The organism is Pseudogemmobacter lacusdianii, assembly GCF_030848395.1.
Taxonomy (GTDB): Bacteria; Pseudomonadota; Alphaproteobacteria; order Rhodobacterales; family Rhodobacteraceae; genus Pseudogemmobacter; species Pseudogemmobacter lacusdianii.
In genome coordinates this window covers 16456-36262 of sequence record NZ_JAVDBT010000012.1, presented here as the reverse complement: position 1 = coordinate 36262, position 19807 = coordinate 16456, and the positions used below count along the sequence as shown (strand labels likewise).

Here is a 19807-nt window from a genome sequence, read left to right as displayed (position 1 = left end):
GGGCTTTAGGCCACGCGCATGTTGCGGTTGTGATGCGCGATGCCCTCTTCGACATCGTCGAAAAAGAGCAGTTGGCCGTCTTCAAGCACCATCACTTTGGTGCAAAGCTCGCGGATCACCGGCATCGCATGGTTGACCACGATCGCCCCCGCGTTGCGCATCCTTTCGCGGAAAAGCGCATTGGATTTCGTGCGGAATGCGGCGTCGCCGACGGCGGTGATCTCATCCACCAGATAGGTGTCAAAGGCGATGCCCATCGAGACGCCAAAGGCCAGCCGCGACATCATGCCTGAGGAATAAGTGCGCAGCGGCAGGCGGAAATGGCCGCCGAGCTCGGCGAACTCCTCGGTGAAAGCGACCAGCTCGTCGCTGTCGACGCCGTAGATCCGGGCGACAAAGCGGGTGTTTTGCGCCCCGGTCATATCGAGATGAAAGCTGCCGGCAAAGCCCACCGGCCATGAGATGGTGCCGCCAACATGCACCCGGCCCGAGCTTGGGGCTTGGGTGCCGGCGATGATCTTCAGCAAGGTTGATTTGCCAGCACCATTGCGGCCCAAAAGCCCAATCGAGGTGCGCGCGGGCAGGGTCGCGGTGACATTATCGACAACGGTCTTTGACACGCCATTCATGGTGAAGGTCTTGGAAAGATTGACGAGACGGATCATCGCCAAAGCCCCTTAGCGCCGATCACGCAGCGAATAGTAAAGCAGCGCGCCGATGGACCAGATCATGAAAAGAAACACCCCAATCGCGGCAAGGGTGACGGGGCGGTCGGGATAGCGTGAGCTTTCGGCAAGTGTCGGCAGCACATGCGCGGCAAGGTAGCGGCTTTTGCGCACAGCATCGGCCTGAGCCACCTCATAACCTGCACGAGCCGCCAGATATGAGGCCTCGGCGAATTCGCGGTCCGCGGCCAGCCGTTCGTAATCGGCCATCATATCGGGATAGAGCCCGCCGGTGGTGCTGGAGAGGCCAAACTTGGCCCGTTCGGATTTGAGCCGCTCTTCGATCACCCGCACGCGCCGTTCAAGCGGGGCAAGGCGTGGATCGCTGGGCAAGGCACCATCGCGCAGCACATCGAGATCGATCACCGCTTGGGTCAGCTGTTGTTGCAGCTCTCCAATAAGTGCGGCTTGCAAAGTCAGATCGGACTCTGGGTCAACAATTTGATATTTATCGCGAAAAGCGGTGACGGCTTGGCGCGATTTGATCACCGTCTCATGGCTGCGGTTCAACTCATCTCGGGAGTAGCGCAGCGTGTCTTCGACGGCGATCGCGTTGAGTTCATTGATCATCAAGGTGGATTTCTCGAAGATCAGTGTCGAGATCTGCTGCGCCTCGACCGGGTCGAAGGCGAGGACGCGGACCTCGATCAGGCGGGTGGTGCTGTCGTAATAGACATTCACCATCTCGCGCCAGTAATCGAGTAGATCTTCGGTCGTGCCGCTGGGATCGAAACGGTAGATGACATCGCCTGCGGGGCGGCTCCAGACCCTGCGCAGATCAATGGCGGCATCAATCTCGGTCACAAGCTGTTGGCTGTTGATGTAGCTGTGAATGATGTCTGTGTCGGTTGAACTGGAGCCCGAGAAGCTGCTGAACCCGCTGAGCAAGGAAATTGCCGAAGCGCCATTCTCTTGGTGAACTGAAAAGCCCAAAGTCGAGGCATATTGGTCGGCGGCTCTGACCCACAGATACCAAGCCGAGGCCATAAGCGGCAGAGCGACGAAAAGGAGAAAAGAGATCAACAGCCCGATGTGCCGTGCCCTTAGCCGGCTGGGTCCGGCAGTGGTCATGTCTAAGCTGCCAGCTTCCGCATCGGGAGAGGTTGGACGCACCGCAGGCACCACGGTCAAAGCGGGCTGAGCGGGTGGCTGCGCCGCAGCGGCGGGCGTCGACGGGGCAGGCGTCGAAGGGGCAGGCGTGCCTGTTGCAGCAGGCGGCTGAGGGGCTGCGGGGGCGGGTGAATTTGGATCTGAAGGCGAGGGGATGTTATTGGTCAATGAATGATACTCGCTTTCTCAATCACTGCAGGCCAATTGTTATTGGTGAAACCTCCTGTTGGCTAGAAATAATTACGAGCTGAGCGCCGCTTTGCGGTCCTTTGCAGATAAAACGAAAAGACTTGGAACGTATCTGGATTTCTGTTTTTTAATGCGATGTCAGCCCCCGAGCCAGTGAGGGCAATTATGAACACGCGCCTCGCCCCTGCCCAAACGCCAATCGCGACCCAAGCAAAGCGCCGTTTCGCCAGTTTTAGAGCGATTGCGGCGCTGATGTTGCGGGAGATGACGACGACTTACGGCAAGTCGCCGGGGGGTTATGCTTGGGCCGTGCTAGAGCCGGTGGCGGGTGTGGCGATCCTGACCTATGCCTTTTCATTTCTCTTTGCAAAGCCGCCACTTGGAACCAGTTTTGAGCTTTTTTATGCCACTGGAACTTTGCCCTTTTTCATGTTCACCACGATTTCAAATCGGGTCAGTACGGCGATTTTATTTTCAAAGCCGCTTTTGGCTTATCCGGCGGTGACCTTTGTTGATGCGCTGATTGCGCGCTTCGCAGTGAACCTATTTACCGAGCTGTTTGTCTTTTATTTGGTGATGGTTGGCATTCTTGCGCTTTATGACACCCGCGCGGTGGTTGATGTGCCGCATGTGGCGATGAGTCTGGCGCTGACCGCGCTTTTTGCGCTGGGCGTGGGGGTGCTGAACTCATATCTTTTCCTGCGCTGGCACATTTGGCATGTGGCTTGGGCGATCATCAGCCGGCCGCTTTTCATCATATCGGGAGCGTTCTTCATGTATGACGCCTTGCCGGCGGCGTTGCGTGAATGGCTTTGGTATAACCCTTTGATCCATGTCGTGGGGCTGATGCGCAGCGGGTTTTATCCGACTTATGACGACCATTATGTCATGGTGTCCTATGTCGTCGGCGTGTCGCTTGGGATGATTTTGACGGGGCTGTTTTTGCTGAGTGGCAGCATCAAGACGCTGCTTTATGAGGCGTGAGGGTGCAGCTTAGGCAAAACGCAAAAGGGTAAGGCCGGGGAAGCCGGTCAGGCTGCGGTCAGCGAGCCAGACGAAGGGGCGCTGCATGGCTGCGATCGCTTCGGCATGGCGCAGATGCACCGGCGTGCGGGCAGAGCCTTCGGCCAACGGCTTTTGCGAAAGGGCATGGGTGACGTCGTAGCCGGTGGCCAGCGGCGTGAGCTTGGGCGGCAGGAAGAGGATCGCGCTCAGCTGCGGGGACGGCGGGAGCAGGGCCAAGGCCGTGGCAAGCGCGGGATCGTCAAAGGTATCGACGAGCAGAACCGTGGCGGCCGTGGTGGTTGTGCCAATGGGTGCCACGGTCAGGCCGGGTTCGGTGCTCTGCCACAAAGATGTAGCGGCGATATCGGGCGGCAGCCAGAGGCAGAGCTCGGCCTGCGGGGGCAGGCCAAGAGCGGAGCGAGCGGCATGGGCCAAGGCTGGCGGCGCGTGCAAGGCGGGCGGTGTGCCGGCGGGCATGAGGTGCTGCAGCTGCGGCTTGGGCGGCGTTGCCAGCGGCAGCGCTGGCAGGCCGGCGTGCTGCAAGATGCGGCGGGTGATCCGCGCCCCTTGCGCGCGCGAAGTGGTGGCGGCGACGAAGGCCAACCCGGCTTGCGAAAGGCGCGTCCACAAAGCCTGATCGGTGTAAAGCGAGACCAGTGCTTTGGCGATCTCATCGGGGCTGTCGGCGATCAGAACGTTCTCGCCATGCTGCAAGCCCATACCCTCGGCCCCGATGCTGGTGGTCACCACTGGCAGCCCATGCGCCATCGCCGTGATGATTTTGCCTTTGAGCCCCGCGCCATAGCGCAGCGGCACCAACATCACCCGCGCTTGCGACAGCGCCGGGGCAAGATCGGCAACAAAGCCCTCGATCACCAGCTGGTCCGAGGCGAGGGCCTGCATCTCGGGCGGGGCATGTGAGCCGATGGCACGGAAGCGGAGTTGCGGCAGTTCAGCCGCGATCAATGGCGCGATGTTTTGGGCGTAATGCAGAACCGCATCGACATTGGGGTAATGGCGGTATCCGCCAAGGAAAACCACATCTTGGCGCGCGGCGAAATCGGCTCCGGGGCCGCGCGGCTCATAGACCCAAGGGAAGACCACGACGGGAACTTGCGGCACATATTCGGCCAGCAATGCGGCCTCGAATTGCGAATGAACGATGGTGACATTGGCGCGGGCGATGACCGACAATTCGCGCTTCTTGGTGGCGGCGGGCGAGAGGTTGCGTTCGGCCACATTGGGGTTGGCGACGCCAAGGGCGCGTTCTTCGCGCAGAAAATGCAGGTCCGAATTGTGGAAGATCACCTTGGCGCGCGGGGCATGGCGCTGGATCGCGGCGAGGTGATCGGTCGCGGTATTGACCCGGAAAATCACCACGGCGTCATAGCTGTCACCGGCTTGGCGCAGGTGATCCTCGACCGATTTGGCCGCCGGATAGAGCAGGCTTTCGATGCCGAGACCGCCCAGAAGCTCCGTGTAGCGTGGGATATAGGTGAAGTTGGAGCAGGGGATGAACGAAACCTTATAGCCCAAGTCGCGCAAGGCCAGCATCAGCTCAAGCGCGGTGATGGAGCCTGCGTCTTTGTCCGGCTCGGGCGTGATTTGGTCGAGCACTAAGATCCGGCCGATCCGGCCGCGATCGACGGCGCTGACGGCATCGACGCCATTGGCGCCTTGATGCGGCAGCACATGCGCCCAACGCGCCTTCAGCTTTTCGGCATTGATGAGCTGATAGGCCTTCACGCCGGTGCTGGTATCGGTGCCCGAGGTGATGCCTTCGTAATGCACCACGCGCGAGAGCGGCTGGTAAAGCGTGGCAAGCCCGATGGCGCGCAAGCGAAAGGCCAGATCGCTGTCCTCGCCATAGGCGGGGGCGAAACTTGGGTCAAAGCCGCCCAGAGCCTGCGCAAGCGCCCTTGGCAGCAAGATCGCGGCACCCGAGCAGTAATCGGCCTGTCTTGCATAGGTGAAAGGCGCGGCCTCGGGGTCTTGGAGGCGGCCCCAATTCCAGCCAGAAAAGTCATCCCAGATGATGCCGCCGGCCTCTTGCAGCCGGCCATCCGGGTAGATCAGTTGCGCGCCTGCCATGCCGATGCCGGGATGCAGCTCGAAGCTGTCGATAAGGGCGGAAAGCCAGAGCGGGGCGACTTCGGTGTCGTTGTTGAGATAGCAGACATAGGTGTTCCGGGCGCGGGCCAGCCCGGCATTGCACGAGCCGATGAAGCCAAGATTCTCGGCATTGCGCAGATAGGTGATGTCGGCGCGGCCCGAGAGGAGGGATTGGGTGGCATCGGTCGAGCCGTCATCGACGACGATGATCTCATATTCGATTTCGGTGGTGTTGCGCTGGATCGCCTCGATGCAGCGCAGGGTGTAGTCGATCTGGTTAAAGACCGGGATGATGAGAGAGGCGCTGCGGGCCGGCAGGTTTTCTGGCACGCCGGTTGCGGCGCGGGCCAGTGCCAGAAGATCCTCGGCCAAGGGGCGCAGTGCGACTTGGGTTTGGCTGGCCAATTGCGGCGCTTTGCTTGGCACAAGTTCCAGCGCCGCGCCGTGCTTGGCGATCAGTGACAAGCGCAGCCGCTGCTTGGTTTGGCGGGAGAGGGGGAGCGCGTGAAAAAGCGGTCGCCCCACGGATTTGACGGCGCGCAGCGCGCGGCTTTTGAGTCGGGCCGCCTGCAAAGCGGCTTGGCTGTCGCGCTGCAGGACCGCATAGGCGCGGTTGAGCCGGTCGATTTCAATGCGGGCGGCGCATCGGTCGGCTTCGATCAAGGCTTCGAGCCGGGCGTGCTCTTGTGCGAACTCGGCTGCGTCCACGCGGTTGCGGGCGGTGAGCGCGTCAAGCTCGTCTTGCAGGCGTTGTTGGGCCTGAAGGGCCGCGTCGCGTTCAGCCTCAAGCCCGGTAAAGCGCTGGGCGGCGCGCTGGGTGAGGGCGGTGTGTTCGCTGTTCAGCCGGGAAATCTCATCGCTCGCGACCTTGCGCATCGCGTCAAGCTCGGTCTCAAGGCCCTTGGTCCGAGCCAAGAGGGCGCGGCGCATCGAGCGGCCCTCCAACGCCTCACCAATCGCGGTGAGGGTATCGGTGAGGCGTTGGTCATGGGCGAGCAGGTCGAGAAGATGGAGCACATCGGCTGGCACTTTGGCGCCCAAGGCCAGCACGCCTAAGCCGTTGCCAAAGCTGAAGTTATATGAGGGGCCGAGATGCGCGATCTCCTCCCATAACCGGTAGACGCCGAAATCGTCGCTGCGCACGGCGGTGTCGTGGAGCATGACCACGCTGCGCGGGGAAAGTTTGGGGCGCCAGCTTTCGAAGTCATGGCGAACGGCGTCATAGGTGTGCAGACCGTCGATGTGCAAAAGATCGACGGAGCCATCGGCGAAGGTGGGAAGGGCCTTGTCAAAGGTGGCGCGCAGGAGGGTGACACGCGGGGCAAGGGCGGCGGCGCGCGCTTGGACGCCTTGGAATACGGCATTGCCGTCGTAGCTGCCGGCATGGTCGTCCCCTTCCCAAGTGTCGATGCCGGTGACCTTTCCCGCTTGGCCAAAGTGCTGAAGTGCGGCGGCGATGGAGAGAAGCGAGTCGCCCTGATGCACGCCAAGCTCGACCACCAAGGCAGGGGTCAGCAGATCAATCAGCGCATGGGCAAAGGGCACATGCGCATGCCAGCTGACCACATCGGTCAGATACGCGGTGTTGGCCGCGAATGCCGCGGCGAGCACGCGCTCGTGAAGGTTGGAGGCGGGGGAGGAGGCAGAGGTGGGGCCGGTGCCTTTGCTCATTCAGCCCCTCCGCTTGCAGAGGGGCTGAGCCGGTCGAGTGCTTCGGCCAGCCTCTCGGCCAGATCTCCGGATTGGTGAAGAAGGCCGGTGATGCCGGTGGCATTGGCCGCCGCGATATCGCTGTCTTTATCGCCAACCAGCAGCGAGCCGGGCAGGTCAATGAAAAGATCCGCGGCGGCGCGTAAAATCATGCCTGGATTGGGTTTTCGGTCTGGATGGTTGGCGGCGCGATAGGCGGGCAAAGGGGCATCGGGGTGAAAGGGGCAATGGTAGAAGGCGTCAATCCAACCCCCAGCCTCGGCCCGCACCTGTGCATTCAGGGCTTGGTGGAAGCGGCGCATGGTGGGTTCATCGTAAAGGCCACGCGCAATGCCGGATTGGTTGGTCACCACAACGGTGCGAAAGCCGCGCTGGCGGGCGAGCGCTACGGCGCGGGCCGCGCCGGGCATGAGTTGCAGCGCGTCGCTTCGGTGTGCATAGCCGTCGTCGTCGCGGTTCAGCACATCGTCACGGTCAAAGAACACCGCGGGGCGGCGCAGCGCCTTTGGCAGGTCGGTCTGCGCTTGCGCGTAGGTCTGCGGCAGGCCGATATCGATGAAGTATCCTTGCTGCGGCTTGGCATGTAGGAGGCCCTCGGCCGCCAATGCCGGGTAGATATCGTTCTCAAGCGAACTGGGGCCGGGGGGGATGCGGTCCAGCACCGCGTGGGAGAGCACAGCGATGCCGGCATGGATCATGCCGGGGCCGGAGATGCCCTTTTCGGCAAAGCGGGTGATGCGGCCTGAAGCGTCGCTTTCGACCCGGCCGAAACGGCCGGTGTCGGGGACGAGGCGCGTGGTCAAAAGCGCATGGCCGCGTGGTAAGGCCGTGGCTGCGGTGGCAATGGCAACCGGATCGCAGGCAAAGAAGCTGTCGCCATTCACCAAGAACAGCTGAGGGTCGAGTTGGCCCCGCAACAGGCCAAGCGCACCGGCGGTGCCAAGCGGGGTCTCCTCGCGGCTTTCGCGGAGGGTGACAGCAAAGCCCTCGGGGGTATGCCAGCGGCCAGACTTGCGGCCCTGTGCAAGGAAAGGCGCAAAGGTTTCTGCAAGATATCCGGTGGAAAGGATGATCTCCTCAACACCGGCCTGCGCCAGCCAGGAGATCAGCCAATCAAGGAACGGCCGCCCGGCGACGGGCAACAGCGGTTTTGGCGTCTCGGCTGTCAAAGGCCCGAGCCGCGTGCCGAGGCCGCCAACAAGCACCACTGCTTGCCTGACATAGAGGGGATGCGTCATCCTTGCAGCGCGCCAAACATCCGCGCCTCGACCAAGGCGCAGAGCAGATGGTAGCTGGCCAGATGGCATTCTTGGATACGGGGCGTGACGGCAGAGGGGGCGAGCAAGAGGTGATCGCAAAGCTCTGCCATTGCACCCCCGTTGCCGCCGCCCAGCCCGACGACAGTTAGGCCGCCGTCTCGCGCGGCAGTGATGGCTTTGATCACATTGGGAGAATTGCCGGATGTGGACAGCACTGTCAGGACATCGCCGCGTCGGCCCAAGGCCTGGACCTGTCGGGCGAAGATGCGATCATAGCCGTAGTCATTGCCGATCGCGGTCAGGATCGAGGTGTCGGTGGAAAGCGCGATGGCCGCCAGTCCGGGGCGGTCAAAGTGGAAGCGGCTGACGAATTCGCCTGCGATATGCTGGGCATCGGCCGCCGAGCCGCCATTGCCGCAAAACAGCAAAGTGCCGCCCGCGCGCAACCGATCAATGTAGAGCTCGGCCACCTGCGCCAAAATGTTGCGGTAGTCTGTCTGGGCATAGAGTTGGGCCAAAACCCCTTTGGTTGCCGCAAGCTCAGATTCGATAAAATTGGCTACAGCACTGTCCAAGCCTGCGCCCCTTCTTGTGTGAAATGACAGTTGAAGAGATTGCCGCGGAAGCTGCCAAGTGCCTTGAGCACGCCGGGCTTGCGCTCGGGCGGTACCGAGATCATCACGAAGCCGCCGCCGCCTGCGCCCGATATCTTGCCGCCATGGGCCCCGGTCGCAATCGCCGCATCCAGCACCTGTTCGATCTCGGCCGTCGAGATATTGGCGGCCATATCGCGCTTTGCGGTCCAACCGTCGCGCAGCACCTCACCAAAACCGGCGAAATCGCCCAAGAGCAGCGCCTCTTTCATCTGGCGGGCCTGATCTTTCAGCCGGTGCATCGCCTCGATCGAGCGGCTTTGCCCGGTTTTCACATTGTGCACCTGCTCTTCGATGATCGCGGCGGAGGCGCGGGAGCGGCCTGAGAAGTATAGGATAAGCCCGGCTTCCAATTCCGAGATGATCCAAGGCCGCAGTCGCAGAGGATTGATGATCACCCGGTCAGCGGCGTAAAATTCCATTAAGTTGAAGCCGCCAAAGGTGGCGGCATATTGGTCCTGTTTGCCCCCCGAAAGGCCAAGATCCTGCCGCTCAATGTTGAAGGCCAAGCGTGCGGTTTCATATTCACCCAAAGGCACGCGCAGGTATTCGCAAAGGGCTGTGACCACGGCCACGACCATCGTGGAGGATGAGCCCAAACCCGAACCGGGCGGCACATCGGCATGGGTCCGTATCGTCACAGCAAAAGGCTGGCCGTTGCAAAAATCGCTGACAATGCGGTTATAGGCCTGCGCGACCAATGCCAGTTCATGGCCGAGCGGCAACGAAGGCTGTGCGGGGCATTGGAAGGATTTATCAATGTCCAATGCCTCGAGCGAGACAAGCCCATCGCTGCGCGGTGTGACCGTGCAATAGGCGTAAAGCGAGACGGTGGCGTTCAACACCATGCCGCCAAAGGCATCTGAATAGGGCGCAACATCGGTGCCACCACCCGCCAGACCAAGCCGCAGGGGGGCCTTGGCCCGCACCTTGTTGAAACTTTCGCGCATGGTTTCTTCGTCCCAGAGCTGCCCTGCAGATCACAGGTCTTGATCGTTGCGGAAGGGCGGATTGTCAGGATTCGAGGCACGAATGGTCGTTTGGTCGTCGCGATATTGGTTGAGATGGAGCCGCATTTCGCGGCTTGGCTGGGTGGCGCTGCGTTGGCGCGCGCCTTGAGCCACCTCGGCGGCTGAACGTTTGCGAATGACCACCTCGATCCCGCTTTCGCCGACTGGGGTCATGGTCTGGTCATAGCGTGGGAGATCGTAACGATAGGTCTCGTCCAAAAGCTCGACCTTTTCGACGGCGGCGGTGACGGGCAGGGCGCGCAGCATGTCGAGGATGTTGATCGAGCGGTCCGACCAGGAACGCGCCTTGGCAATGGTGAAGGTGTTTTTGTGGTCGCGATTGAAGGTCGAGGGGAAGGTGCCTTGTTCGTAAAGATCTTCTTCGGGCAAGGCGAAGATCACATAGCCGCCGGGTTTGGTCACCCGCAGCCAATGGGTCAGTCCTTCGAGTGGGTCGTGTAAATGTTCAAGGCAATGGCTGGAGAAAACGAAGTCAAAGGTGTCATCGGTGACGCCGGCCATGAATTGCGCATCGCCGTCATCAAGGTCCCAAGTGCGGACTGAGGTCATCAGTGGGAAGAATTCTTGATACAGAACAAGAGGATCGGGAGCGCCGCCGATATCGACGCCGTTCCCCTTAAAGTACTGCCTTGCAAAACGAGAGTCGGAGAGGCGACGCGCAATTGATTTGCTGCACTCTTTCATAAGTCCCTCGATGGGTAATAGTTAATTTTAATTTCACTCTAAACTATCGGCGCTGCGGCGGCTTTGAGGTTGCGGCTTTAATCGTTCGGGTCATTGTATGTTTGGATCTCGTTGCATATCTAAACAACTCTAAGTAGTTTTATCAAGTTCGTTGAGCGGATGGGGTGCATTTGAATGATCATCTTGCCAGAGCTGACGAGCGCGCCTGAATTGCATCGAGGGCGCAATATGCGGGCAGCGTATCAGCGGGGGTGGGGGCTGCAATTCAGCAACTTGGCTGAGCAGGTTCGGCGCGATTCGCTTTACCGTGCAGCTCTGGCGGCGGGGGGAGATCGATCGGTCGTCTCAGAGCACAATAGGATGAACATTTTCATCCTGTTGCGGTTCTTTATTGGGGATTTGCCCCCCGGTCATATTGTTGAGTTTGGCTCTTATCGCGGTGGGAGTGCGCTTTTCATGGCGAAGGTTTGTAAAGAGCTGTTTCCGCAAACCAAAGTGTTCGCTTTTGACACATTTGAAGGCATGCCAGAGACTGACGCGGCGCGCGATGCCCACCGCAAGGGGGATTTTTCGGATGCCAATATGGACGAAATCCAGCGGTTGGCCGATAAACACGGGCTTGCAGATAATCTGACGCTGGTGAAGGGACTTTTTGAGGACAGCTGGCCCTCTATGCAGCCTGAGATCGGGGCGATTCGCTTGAACCATGTGGATTGCGATATCTACTCTGCGGTAAAATACAGCTATGATTGCACGCGTTCGACGATGGTCCCGGGTGGCTATTGGGTCTTTGATGATGCGCTTTATGGCAGCTGCATTGGCGCAATGGAGGCGGTCGAAGAGCTGTTGATCCAGCGCGATGGTCGCTTTGCCGAGCAGGCCTATCCGCATCTGGTTTATCGCAATCTGGATCCGAAAGTTTCGGTTTTATAAGGGTTTAGATTGCGGGTGCTCCTACGGTTTTTGCCACCAGATCCCGGTCCAATCTACGCTGGTCATTGGCGCGTCAATGTGGTGCTTGGCGCGAAACTCATCCACCGCCTGGCGGCAAGCGGCAATCGCACCGTAGTCATCAACAATGATAAAGCCTCCGGGCGAGAGGCTATCATAAAGGTTTTCTAGGCCGTTCAGTGTTGATTCATACATATCCCCATCCAACCGGATGAGCGCCCATTTTCGTCCCCTTTGCCCGGGCAGCGTGTCGCGGAACCATCCTTTCAGAAACTCTACCTGCGCGTCTAAAAGGTCATAAGCTGCGAAGTTGGTCTTCACCTGCTCAAGGGGAATGGCGAGCTGGCGGAAGGTGTGGTGGGTGTCATCGCGGTCCTGCGGGAAACTCTTTGGGTTGGGAGGTGGCAGGCCGTCAAAGCTGTCCGCCACCACCACTTTCCGGTCTTTCACCCCATGTGCAGCGAGAATCCCACGCATCAGAATGCAAGCTCCGCCGCGCCAGACGCCGGTCTCAATCAGATCTCCAGGAATTCCACGAGCGAGCGCTCGCTCGGTCAGCATACGCAGGTTTTCAAGCCGTTTCACCCCAACCATCGAATGCGCTTGCGATGGCCAATCACGGCCTTCGCTGCGAATGCTCTCATTATAACTGGCGTCAGACCAAGGGTCCTGTGGCCGGTCACCGTAAATGGTGTTGGCAATCGTGCGGATCAGTAAATCAACGTACAGCTTTGCGGCGGACATATTTATCCCTTTGTTAAAGTTTTGATAATAGGTAATTGCCGCAACTTTTAGCTATCCATCAGTCTAAGATTGAAAGCATGGCTGTGCTGGGGTAGCAAAGGATTTGGCAAATTTATTATCGGATCGCTCAATGGTCTTGCAACAGGTCTTTGGTGAAATGGCATTGCCCCGCCCCGTGATCGTCGGGATGCAAAAGGGCATCATGTCATGGAGCTATCGGGGGCGGCCAACTTGGAAATGTCCAATGGATCTTGCCATTTACGGCCAGATTCTGTGGGAATTGAGACCGCGGACTGTCTTGGAGTTTGGGTCTAACCGCGGCGGAAGCGCCCTATGGTTTGCCGATCAGTTAACGGCATTCGGTGTGGAAGATTTTAAGATTTATTCGCTGGATATTTCTCCGGTTAATGATCTGGAGGATTCACGGATTGTTTTTGGATTCTGCGATGTTGCAGATCCTGCGGCCCATATCGGGCTGGCCGATTTGCGGGCCTTGCCTAAACCTCTTTTGGTGATTGATGATGCCTCTCATATGGCTGGCCATGTGTTGGCAGTGCTGCGCTTTGTTGATCAGGCGATGCAGTCCGGTGACTATTTGATTGTCGAGGATGGCAGCCTTGTTGAGCTGGGCTGGGCCGATGAATATGACGGTGGGCCGCTGGCGGCGCTGCAAGTGTTTTTGGCCGAGCGGGGAGATGACTATAAAGTAGATCGAAACCGGTGTGACACATTCGGCCATAATGTCACTTGGAATCCAGAAGGTTATCTTAAAAGGGTTTAAGGCTGCGCATGTGTCAGGATGCCAGCCCCCTTGCGCATATTCTCCGTGTGATGACTTAAATATTGAAAGAATCTAATGGTCATTTCTACGCAAGGCGCGAAGGTCGGACTGAGAAAGATCCGCACTGCGGGGCGAATGGTTGAGCGCCGTTCTCGGGCTTTGGCCCGTAATATTGCCGCATACTGGGAGCCTCAGCAGCGCATGTTTTCTGTGCATATTCCAAAGACCGGCGGTACGACGTTTCAAACCGTTCTGGGGCAGGAGTTCGGCGCCCGGCTGGTTTTGGATTATGATCTGCCGCGTGAAGAGGTGAACCGGCTGATCGGCGGCGGTGATGCATTTTGCATACATGGGCATTTTCGGCTGGAGAAATATGCCGATGTGGGGGATGCCACATATGTCACTTGGATGCGCGACCCAATTGACCGGTTGATTTCATGGTACAATTTTTGGTCGAACTATCGGTTTCCCGATCACATGCTTTGGCGGCATGTGCATTACGGTCAGATGGATTTCTTAACCTTCGCCAAGTTAAAGTTCATCCAAGATGAGCAGTCTCGCTACTTTAGCGGGCGAAGCTTAGATGATTTTGCCTTTGTCGGCGTGACCGAGCTCTTCTCAGAGGGGATGGAGCTTTTCCGCGACCAGTTCAACATAAGCTGTGATCTGGCAAACTTGCCGCGGCTGCGCGACAGCGGCAAGTTCCGCAAGCTCTTTGATCGCTCGCAACTGTCGCGCAAAGAGTTGGCGATCCTTTATGACGCGCATGGGGTGGATACACAGCTTTATCATCAAGCCGTGGCGCATTTTCGCAAGAACGCTCAACGCTTTTCTGCCTCGGCGGTGGTGGAAAAGGGGGCGCGGTCTGCGCGGAAGAAGGACGAAGCAGCTGATTATGCGAAGTTGATGTGGGGCGGTCAGTATTTGCCGGCCGAAACGGAGCAGAGCGCACTGAGCCACCGAGAGCTCATCAGCCAACGCTTGCAGCGCGCTGGGATCACGAAGATCCGCGGGAGCTATTATTATGGCGATGCTTGGCCGGTGAATGTCTGGGACAGTTTTCGCCCCGAATTGGCAGACCGGCTGCTGCACGCGCTGCGCGATAATGGTTACAACACGGTTATTCTTCTGATCCCTGCCGGGCTTGAGCTGTTGAAGCGCAAGCGCCCGGCGGATTATGCGCAGTTTTTGAAGGACTTGACCTTTCTTCTGGGCCGGATCCGCAGCATGGGCCTGACCTATGCCTATCGGATCGGCTACGGCTGGGAGGGATATCCGGTGGATGAGCATCGGGGGCATCACCTGTTCTCGCTGATCTCTCCGGGCCCAATCCAGCAAAACTACCTGACTATTTTGGCCGAGCTTTGGCAGATGGTGAAGGATGACCCGTTGTTCTTGATGGGGTTCACCACTTGGGAAGATCTGATCTCAAACCCGATCAATCTGGCCACCAAGGAGCCGCCTGAACGCAAAGCGCTGATGGCGAAAGAGATCGGCTACCGGGGGGGCGCCAAGGGGATACCAGATCTGAAAGACCCCGATCTGATTGGATATCTTGAGCATATCGACGACTGCTATGTCGAGTTCATGTATATGATAAAGAAGGTTTTTCCGCCGGTGACCTTGGAGGTTCGTGTCGATCACACTCCGGTCTATGACGCCACTGGCACCATGCATCCCTATATCCACCACAAACAGATGATTGAGCCAGACACGGATGTGCTTGGCACCTATTTCGGCACTTATATGATGATTGGCCCGACGCCTCGGACTGCGGAACAGGCGGTCGAGGGGATGGAGCGGGCCCATATGCACACGCGGCAGGTGGCGCCTTTCAGCAAAGCCTTTGTCGATCAGTTCAATTTTGTGATGCGTGAGAAGGTGTTCAGCCAGTTTGAACCGTTGGAAGCTTCGGAAATCAAAAGATTTTTGGGCATGATGGTCGATTGGTTTGATGCGCGAACTGTGGGCTACGCCACCTGGAGTTTCGTCGATTACATGACCGATATCATCTCGAATTGCAGCTTCCGCTTGGGGCTTGAGGGTTGGAGCGTGGAAGGCAACGCGAGGCTGGTGGAGGTGCAGGAGGAGGGGCTGCCCGCACCTGCGCGGCAGGTGATGATGGCGGCGGGCAGTAGCCTAAGCGGTAGCAACATTCGGCATTATTCGCCTTGGGTGAAGGACGGCTGGATCGTGATCGAGGCGGCGCTGGATCCCGAAGCTGTGCTGACCGTCGATTTGGGGGGAGATTTGCGGCGCCAATATCAAGCAGCAGACTTCACGAAGGATGCGTTGGGGGTTCTGCCTCGGCTGATCCGCCCCTTCGAGGGCCAGACCCGCGGTTTCAAGCTCAGAGTCGAAGCGGGCGGCGCGCGGATTGCTCGGGCCTCGATGGGCGGGGATCTCTGCTCGAACGGCGGGCTGACTGTCGGGTTTGGCGAGAACGAGATTTCGCAATTGGTCGCGGCATTCAATCGCCAAGTTCAAGAAAGGTCCGGCGATGGGCGTTAGCCAAAGGCTTGAATTCCTTTCGCAATCCGGGGCGGGGTCTTTGCCCGCACTTAAGGCGCTGTCCTTCCGTACCTATGCCGACTTCCAAGAGGCATCGGCCGAATTGGGGCCCGAATTCATGCAGCGTCGTGCGCGTGAGATGGAGCTTGGCCGCAGCGGCGGTGATCCGGTGCGCTACCCCGGCCATTGCGATCTTTGCGGCTTGGATACGGAGTTCAGCTGCGATTGGGCAATCTATTACACCCATGATGATGGCTCGCGTGAGCCGGTTTGGCGCGAGCGGTTGGTCTGTGGCCATTGCGCTTTGAACCCGCGGCTGCGCGGCGCGATGCATTACCTTTTTGCCAGTTGCGGGCTGAATGCCAACTCAGCCTGTTACCTAACCGAACAGACGACGCCGCTCTTTGGCTTGTTGCAACCCTTGTGCAAAGGTCTTGTCGGCAGCGAATATCTGCAAGACGGGACGTTGTCCGGGGGGCGCAATGGCGCAGGCTTGCGGCATGAGGATGTGACCGCGCTAAGCTTTGCGGATGAAAGCTTTGATATCATAGGCACTTTTGAGGTGATGGAGCATGTGCCCGATTACCGCGCTGGCTTGCGTGAGATGTTTCGGGTGCTGAAGCCCGGCGGGCATCTCTTGGCGACCTTCCCCTTTCGCGCCGATCTGCCGCAAACTTTGGTGAGGGCGCGCTTGAAAGACGGGGGCGGCATCGAGCATCTGCTGGAACCCGAATATCACGGCGATCCGCTGTCGCGCGACGGGGTGCTGTGCTTTTATCACTTTGGTTGGGACATTCTGGACGAGCTGCGCTTGGCTGGCTTCCGCGATGCCCGTTGTCTTTTTTATTGGTCGTGGGAGGGGGGGTATCTCGGTGGAGCCCTGCCGATGTTCCACGCGACGAAATAGGATTACGACAGGCCCAGAAGGGCCGATATCCAGAAGGCCAAAGTGGCTTTGCGCGATTGGTGCCAGACCCCCGCCTGCTGCAGAAGGCGTAGACGTTGCAGGCCCCGTGACATCTGGGCTTGCTGAAACGCCTGTAGTTTCAACCTGTTCTGCCTCTCAAGCCGATGTGCGGAGGCGGCTAGGGCGCTGGCATTCAGCCGGTGCCATCGCGCATGGGCGCCGCTGAGGTGGCGTCTTAACCTTTGGGGCAGGGCGGCGATCCCGCTGTTTGCGCCCACCAAATTGCTGCCATGTTGGCGATAAAGCACCGTTGGCTCGGGATCGAAGGCAATCTGAGCTCCGGCGCCGCTGAGGAGCTGATAGGCCCACCAATCATGCAGAACGAAGGGGCCCGCCTCGGCCTCGGCCGCGATGAGAAGGGCGGCTGCGGCGGGGTTCATCAGCATCGTATTGCCGCTGAGCACATTTTGCACCAGCGCATTGCCGAAATCCGGAGCGCGTTGCGGCAAGGGACTAAGACCTAGGGGTTGGAGCGCGGCATCGACATAGACCATTCGGCCGCCGGCAAGGATCGGGCGGGGGGTTGCCGGGGCCAGGTCCAGCTTTTGCGCCAAATGGTTGCTCTGCCAGACATCATCTTGATCGCAAAAGGCTAAGGAGGCGCGCACGCCCGCGCCGTGTTGGGCCGCTTGCTGGATCAGGAAGCGGAAATTAGCCACGGCGCCAGAATGCGGGCCGCGCAAAAGGGTGACTTGCCCCGCAGGCCACTTGGCCGCGAAGGCTTGCAATAGGTCTGGCGAGGCATCGGTCGAGCCATCGTCCGAGGCCAAGAGCCGCCAGTCTTGATGGCTTTGCGACGCGATACTGTCGAGCTGGGCTTGCAAAAAGCGGGCGCCGTTGTACACGGCCATTAGGATGACAATTGAAGTCACGGCTGGCCCTACCCTGAAGCGGAAGCGCCAGTATAGAGAGCGGCATGCTATGTGCATAGGCCCGCGGCTTTACGCGGAGCAAAGCTGGGGCAGGCCTCAGGTCACCAAGAAATCGGCTGCGGTCAGGGCGAGGCCGGGGGTCACTGTGGCAAAGAGCACCTTCGCTGCTGCGCCTGTGCCATCGCGGTCGTAGAAGATCTGACCCGTATTCGCATCGTGGATGATCCGATGCGTCGCAGCCGTGGCGGCGGTGCCGGTGACAAATTGATTGGCCGCCAGTGGCCCGGTCTTTGTCAGGGCGAGGAAGATGACATTGTCGATGGCAATCGTGTCATCGGCGGGCGAAAAATCGACAATCGTATCGACATTATTGATGCCGAGGGCCGTGTTGAACTCAAACTGATCGGCCCCAGCACCGCCGATCAATGTGTCTTTGCCGAAGGAGCCCATCAGCACATCATTGCCCGCCCCGCCAGTGATCCGGTTGCCCACCGCATTGCCGACCAGCAGTTGCCCAGTGTTCAGCGCCCCGGTCAAATGCTCAAGATTGGCAAACCAATTCAGGCTGAATGCCGGCGCGCTGCTGACCACTGTGTCAGTGCCTTCGCCCGCCAGCTCGACAATGGTTTCGAGGTGGCTGTCGATATAGAAAGTATCATCGCCGAGACCGCCAAACATATAGTCGATCCCGGCGTCACCATAGAGGTGGTCGTTGCCGTCCAACCCATAGAGCGTGTCATTGCCCAGACCGCCGTAGATCTGATCGGCGCGGTGATTTCCGGCAATGATGTTGTTGATATTGTTACCAATCAGCGTGTGGCCCAAAGTGGGCGAGATCCCGGTCAGGAACTCGATATTGGGCAGCTCCATCAGTGAGTAGGTACCAAGGATCGTATAAATATTGTCCGAGCTGCCTTGGCCCGGCAACTCGATCGCCTGATCCTCGATGACATCGATATAGAAGATGTCATTTCCCAAGCCGCCATACATAACATCAATGCCTGTGCCGCCGCCCAAGGCATCATTGCCGGCGCCACCGTAAAGCGTGTCATGGCCCGCCCCGGCGGCGATCAGATTGGCCAGCTCATTGCCGGTGATCCGGTCATTGCCCGCGCCTGAGGTGACATGCTCCAGTGTGGTGCCGCGCGCGATCACCACATTTCCGATCAGCCCGCCAATGTTTGACCGCGCCAACGGGTTCATGTCGATGATCTGGTCTTGGCTGAAGGCCGAGACATTCAGCGTGTCCTGTCCGCCGCTGTCGTAGATCATAAAGGCCAAAGGTTCGCCGTTATAGATGCTGGAATCAGCCGGGGTTCGTCCGCCCCACATATTGAGCAGGGTCTGGAAAGGCGCGTGGCTGTGGTTGCCTCCGGGGCCCCAAACGGTGGCACCCATCTGATGGCCGGGGCCGGTGCCATAAAGGCTTTGAATGGCGATCACATCAGCTGGCATGATAGTGGCAAGATAGGCCAAGCCGGCGGGGTCCAGCGGGTTATCCTCTTGGTTAAAATAGGACATCACCGTGGTTGACCAGCTGTCATTGTCGTAGGCGTTATGGGTGCCCCATGTCGCCCCGCCATCATAAGGACCAGCATGGCCCAGGCCCAAAGCATGGCCAATCTCATGGATGTAGGTTTGCAGCATATAGCCGTTCAAATTATGCGCATCCCAAGTGTCGGGGATGTTGACCAGCGAGCGCAGCAGGCGGGTGCCGGTCATCTCGGACATGGAATAGGCGCCAAGCGAATCTGCATCGTTGAAGGTGATTTGGGCGACGGGCTGGATCGACAGCTCATATCCGCCCCTGAGATACTCGTTAAAGCTTGAGGCTTCGACGAAATAGGTGCCGCTGGTGGGGGCGGTGAAGGTGATATATTCCCCGGCGCGCCGGCTTTCTTGGCTGTCAGCAAAGCGCAGCTCGGTGCCCGAGGCGTTCAGCACCCGCAGATAGGAATCGGTCTGGCTGCCCGCAGTATGCGTCATTGAAATGGAATAGGTTTGCCCTGCCGTGAGCGTGACGCGGTAAAGGTCGACATCGCCGACCGCGCCGATGCCGGCGGAGACGATTGTATTGGTACCGATCGTGGTGGCGGAGCCTGTGGTCGCCCCAACATCGGTGGTTTCGGTGAATAAGGTGGGGGTCACGCCGACATCGACAAAGGTGATACCGGTGGCGCTTGCCCAGCTGGCCAAGGCATATTCCGCTATATTGCGTGCGGCCGGGGTCAACCGGCTGGCGTCATAGGTGATCGTGCGGCTGCCATCGAGCGTGAAAGAGCGCGCTTGCCCACCGTCGAGGCCCCAATAGCTGTGGGTCAGATAGGCCGCCACCTGATCCAACGTATAAGGCGCCATGGCATGGCTGGCCGTGGGGGCGGTCGCGGTGGTGCCAATCTGGCTGCGGTCTGTTTCGGGTTGGGCTGTGTTCAGCGCAGGAGAGGCTTTGGGCGCATCAGGGGCCAAGGGGGTGGCAGCTGGCTTATACGTCATCACAAGGCCC

Annotated in this window: 15 protein-coding genes; 5 read left to right on the top strand and 10 right to left on the bottom strand. The window is 59.3% G+C overall.

Annotation, left to right across the window (positions count from 1 at the left end):
- Nucleotides 1-5 precede the first annotated feature (5 nt).
- Nucleotides 6-665 (bottom strand): ABC transporter ATP-binding protein, encoded by a 660-nt coding sequence (locus tag Q9295_RS12875; RefSeq protein WP_306680968.1) that lies wholly within the window; start codon nucleotides 663-665, stop codon nucleotides 6-8.
- 12 nt (nucleotides 666-677) lie between these two features.
- Nucleotides 678-1796, bottom strand: coding sequence for a KpsE/RkpR family capsule polysaccharide export protein (locus Q9295_RS12870; RefSeq protein ID WP_306680967.1), 1119 nt, complete (start codon nucleotides 1794-1796; stop codon nucleotides 678-680).
- Nucleotides 1797-2189: 393 nt separating this feature from the next.
- Between Q9295_RS12870 and Q9295_RS12865 the strand changes: the two genes are divergently transcribed.
- Nucleotides 2190-3008: an ABC transporter permease gene (locus tag Q9295_RS12865; protein WP_306680966.1), complete on the top strand. Its 819-nt coding sequence runs from the start codon at nucleotides 2190-2192 to the stop codon at nucleotides 3006-3008.
- Nucleotides 3009-3017: 9 nt separating this feature from the next.
- On the opposite strand, the gene Q9295_RS12860 is transcribed toward Q9295_RS12865, so the two are convergent.
- The 5 genes from Q9295_RS12860 to Q9295_RS12840 are packed head-to-tail and all read right to left on the bottom strand — an operon-like array spanning nucleotide 3018 to nucleotide 10478.
- A complete protein-coding gene (locus Q9295_RS12860; protein ID WP_306680965.1) occupies nucleotides 3018-6812 on the bottom strand; it encodes a class I SAM-dependent methyltransferase in 3795 nt (1264 codons plus the stop codon).
- A complete protein-coding gene (locus Q9295_RS12855) occupies nucleotides 6809-8089 on the bottom strand; it encodes an HAD-IIIA family hydrolase (protein ID WP_306680964.1) in 1281 nt (426 codons plus the stop codon). The genes Q9295_RS12860 and Q9295_RS12855 overlap by 4 nt, the downstream gene beginning before the upstream one ends.
- Nucleotides 8086-8685, bottom strand: coding sequence for an SIS domain-containing protein (locus Q9295_RS12850; RefSeq protein ID WP_306680963.1), 600 nt, complete (start codon nucleotides 8683-8685; stop codon nucleotides 8086-8088). Before Q9295_RS12850 ends, Q9295_RS12855 begins: the two co-directional genes overlap by 4 nt.
- Complete coding sequence (locus Q9295_RS12845) at nucleotides 8670-9713, bottom strand: GHMP family kinase ATP-binding protein (RefSeq protein ID WP_306680962.1); 1044 nt, start codon at nucleotides 9711-9713, stop codon at nucleotides 8670-8672. Before Q9295_RS12845 ends, Q9295_RS12850 begins: the two co-directional genes overlap by 16 nt.
- 30 nt (nucleotides 9714-9743) lie before the next feature.
- Nucleotides 9744-10478, bottom strand: coding sequence for a methyltransferase domain-containing protein (locus Q9295_RS12840; protein WP_373457465.1), 735 nt, complete (start codon nucleotides 10476-10478; stop codon nucleotides 9744-9746).
- A 360-nt stretch (nucleotides 10479-10838) separates the two neighbouring features.
- Between Q9295_RS12840 and Q9295_RS12835 the strand changes: the two genes are divergently transcribed.
- A complete protein-coding gene (locus Q9295_RS12835; protein WP_306680960.1) occupies nucleotides 10839-11411 on the top strand; it encodes a CmcI family methyltransferase in 573 nt (190 codons plus the stop codon).
- Nucleotides 11412-11432: 21 nt separating this feature from the next.
- On the opposite strand, the gene Q9295_RS12830 is transcribed toward Q9295_RS12835, so the two are convergent.
- Entirely contained in the window at nucleotides 11433-12173 is a 741-nt protein-coding gene (locus Q9295_RS12830; RefSeq protein WP_306680959.1) for a TylF/MycF family methyltransferase, read from the bottom strand.
- A gap of 130 nt (nucleotides 12174-12303) precedes the next feature.
- On the opposite strand from Q9295_RS12830, the gene Q9295_RS12825 reads away from it, so the two are divergent.
- From Q9295_RS12825 to Q9295_RS12815, 3 genes are all read left to right on the top strand, one after another.
- On the top strand, nucleotides 12304-12954 hold the full coding sequence (locus tag Q9295_RS12825; RefSeq protein WP_306680958.1) for a CmcI family methyltransferase: 651 nt from the start codon (nucleotides 12304-12306) through the stop codon (nucleotides 12952-12954).
- A 201-nt stretch (nucleotides 12955-13155) separates the two neighbouring features.
- A complete protein-coding gene (locus tag Q9295_RS12820) occupies nucleotides 13156-15465 on the top strand; it encodes a hypothetical protein (RefSeq protein ID WP_373457464.1) in 2310 nt (769 codons plus the stop codon).
- Nucleotides 15455-16372, top strand: a complete 918-nt coding sequence (locus tag Q9295_RS12815; protein WP_306680956.1) for a class I SAM-dependent methyltransferase — start codon at nucleotides 15455-15457, stop codon at nucleotides 16370-16372. The genes Q9295_RS12820 and Q9295_RS12815 overlap by 11 nt, the downstream gene beginning before the upstream one ends.
- Before the next feature lie 2 nt (nucleotides 16373-16374).
- On the opposite strand, the gene Q9295_RS12810 is transcribed toward Q9295_RS12815, so the two are convergent.
- Nucleotides 16375-17304, bottom strand: coding sequence for a glycosyltransferase (locus tag Q9295_RS12810; RefSeq protein ID WP_306680955.1), 930 nt, complete (start codon nucleotides 17302-17304; stop codon nucleotides 16375-16377).
- A gap of 96 nt (nucleotides 17305-17400) precedes the next feature.
- Nucleotides 17401-19797 carry a M10 family metallopeptidase C-terminal domain-containing protein gene (locus Q9295_RS12805; RefSeq protein ID WP_306680954.1) on the bottom strand — a complete coding sequence of 799 codons (2397 nt, stop codon included), beginning with the start codon at nucleotides 19795-19797 and terminating at the stop codon, nucleotides 17401-17403.
- Nucleotides 19798-19807: the final 10 nt, after the last annotated feature.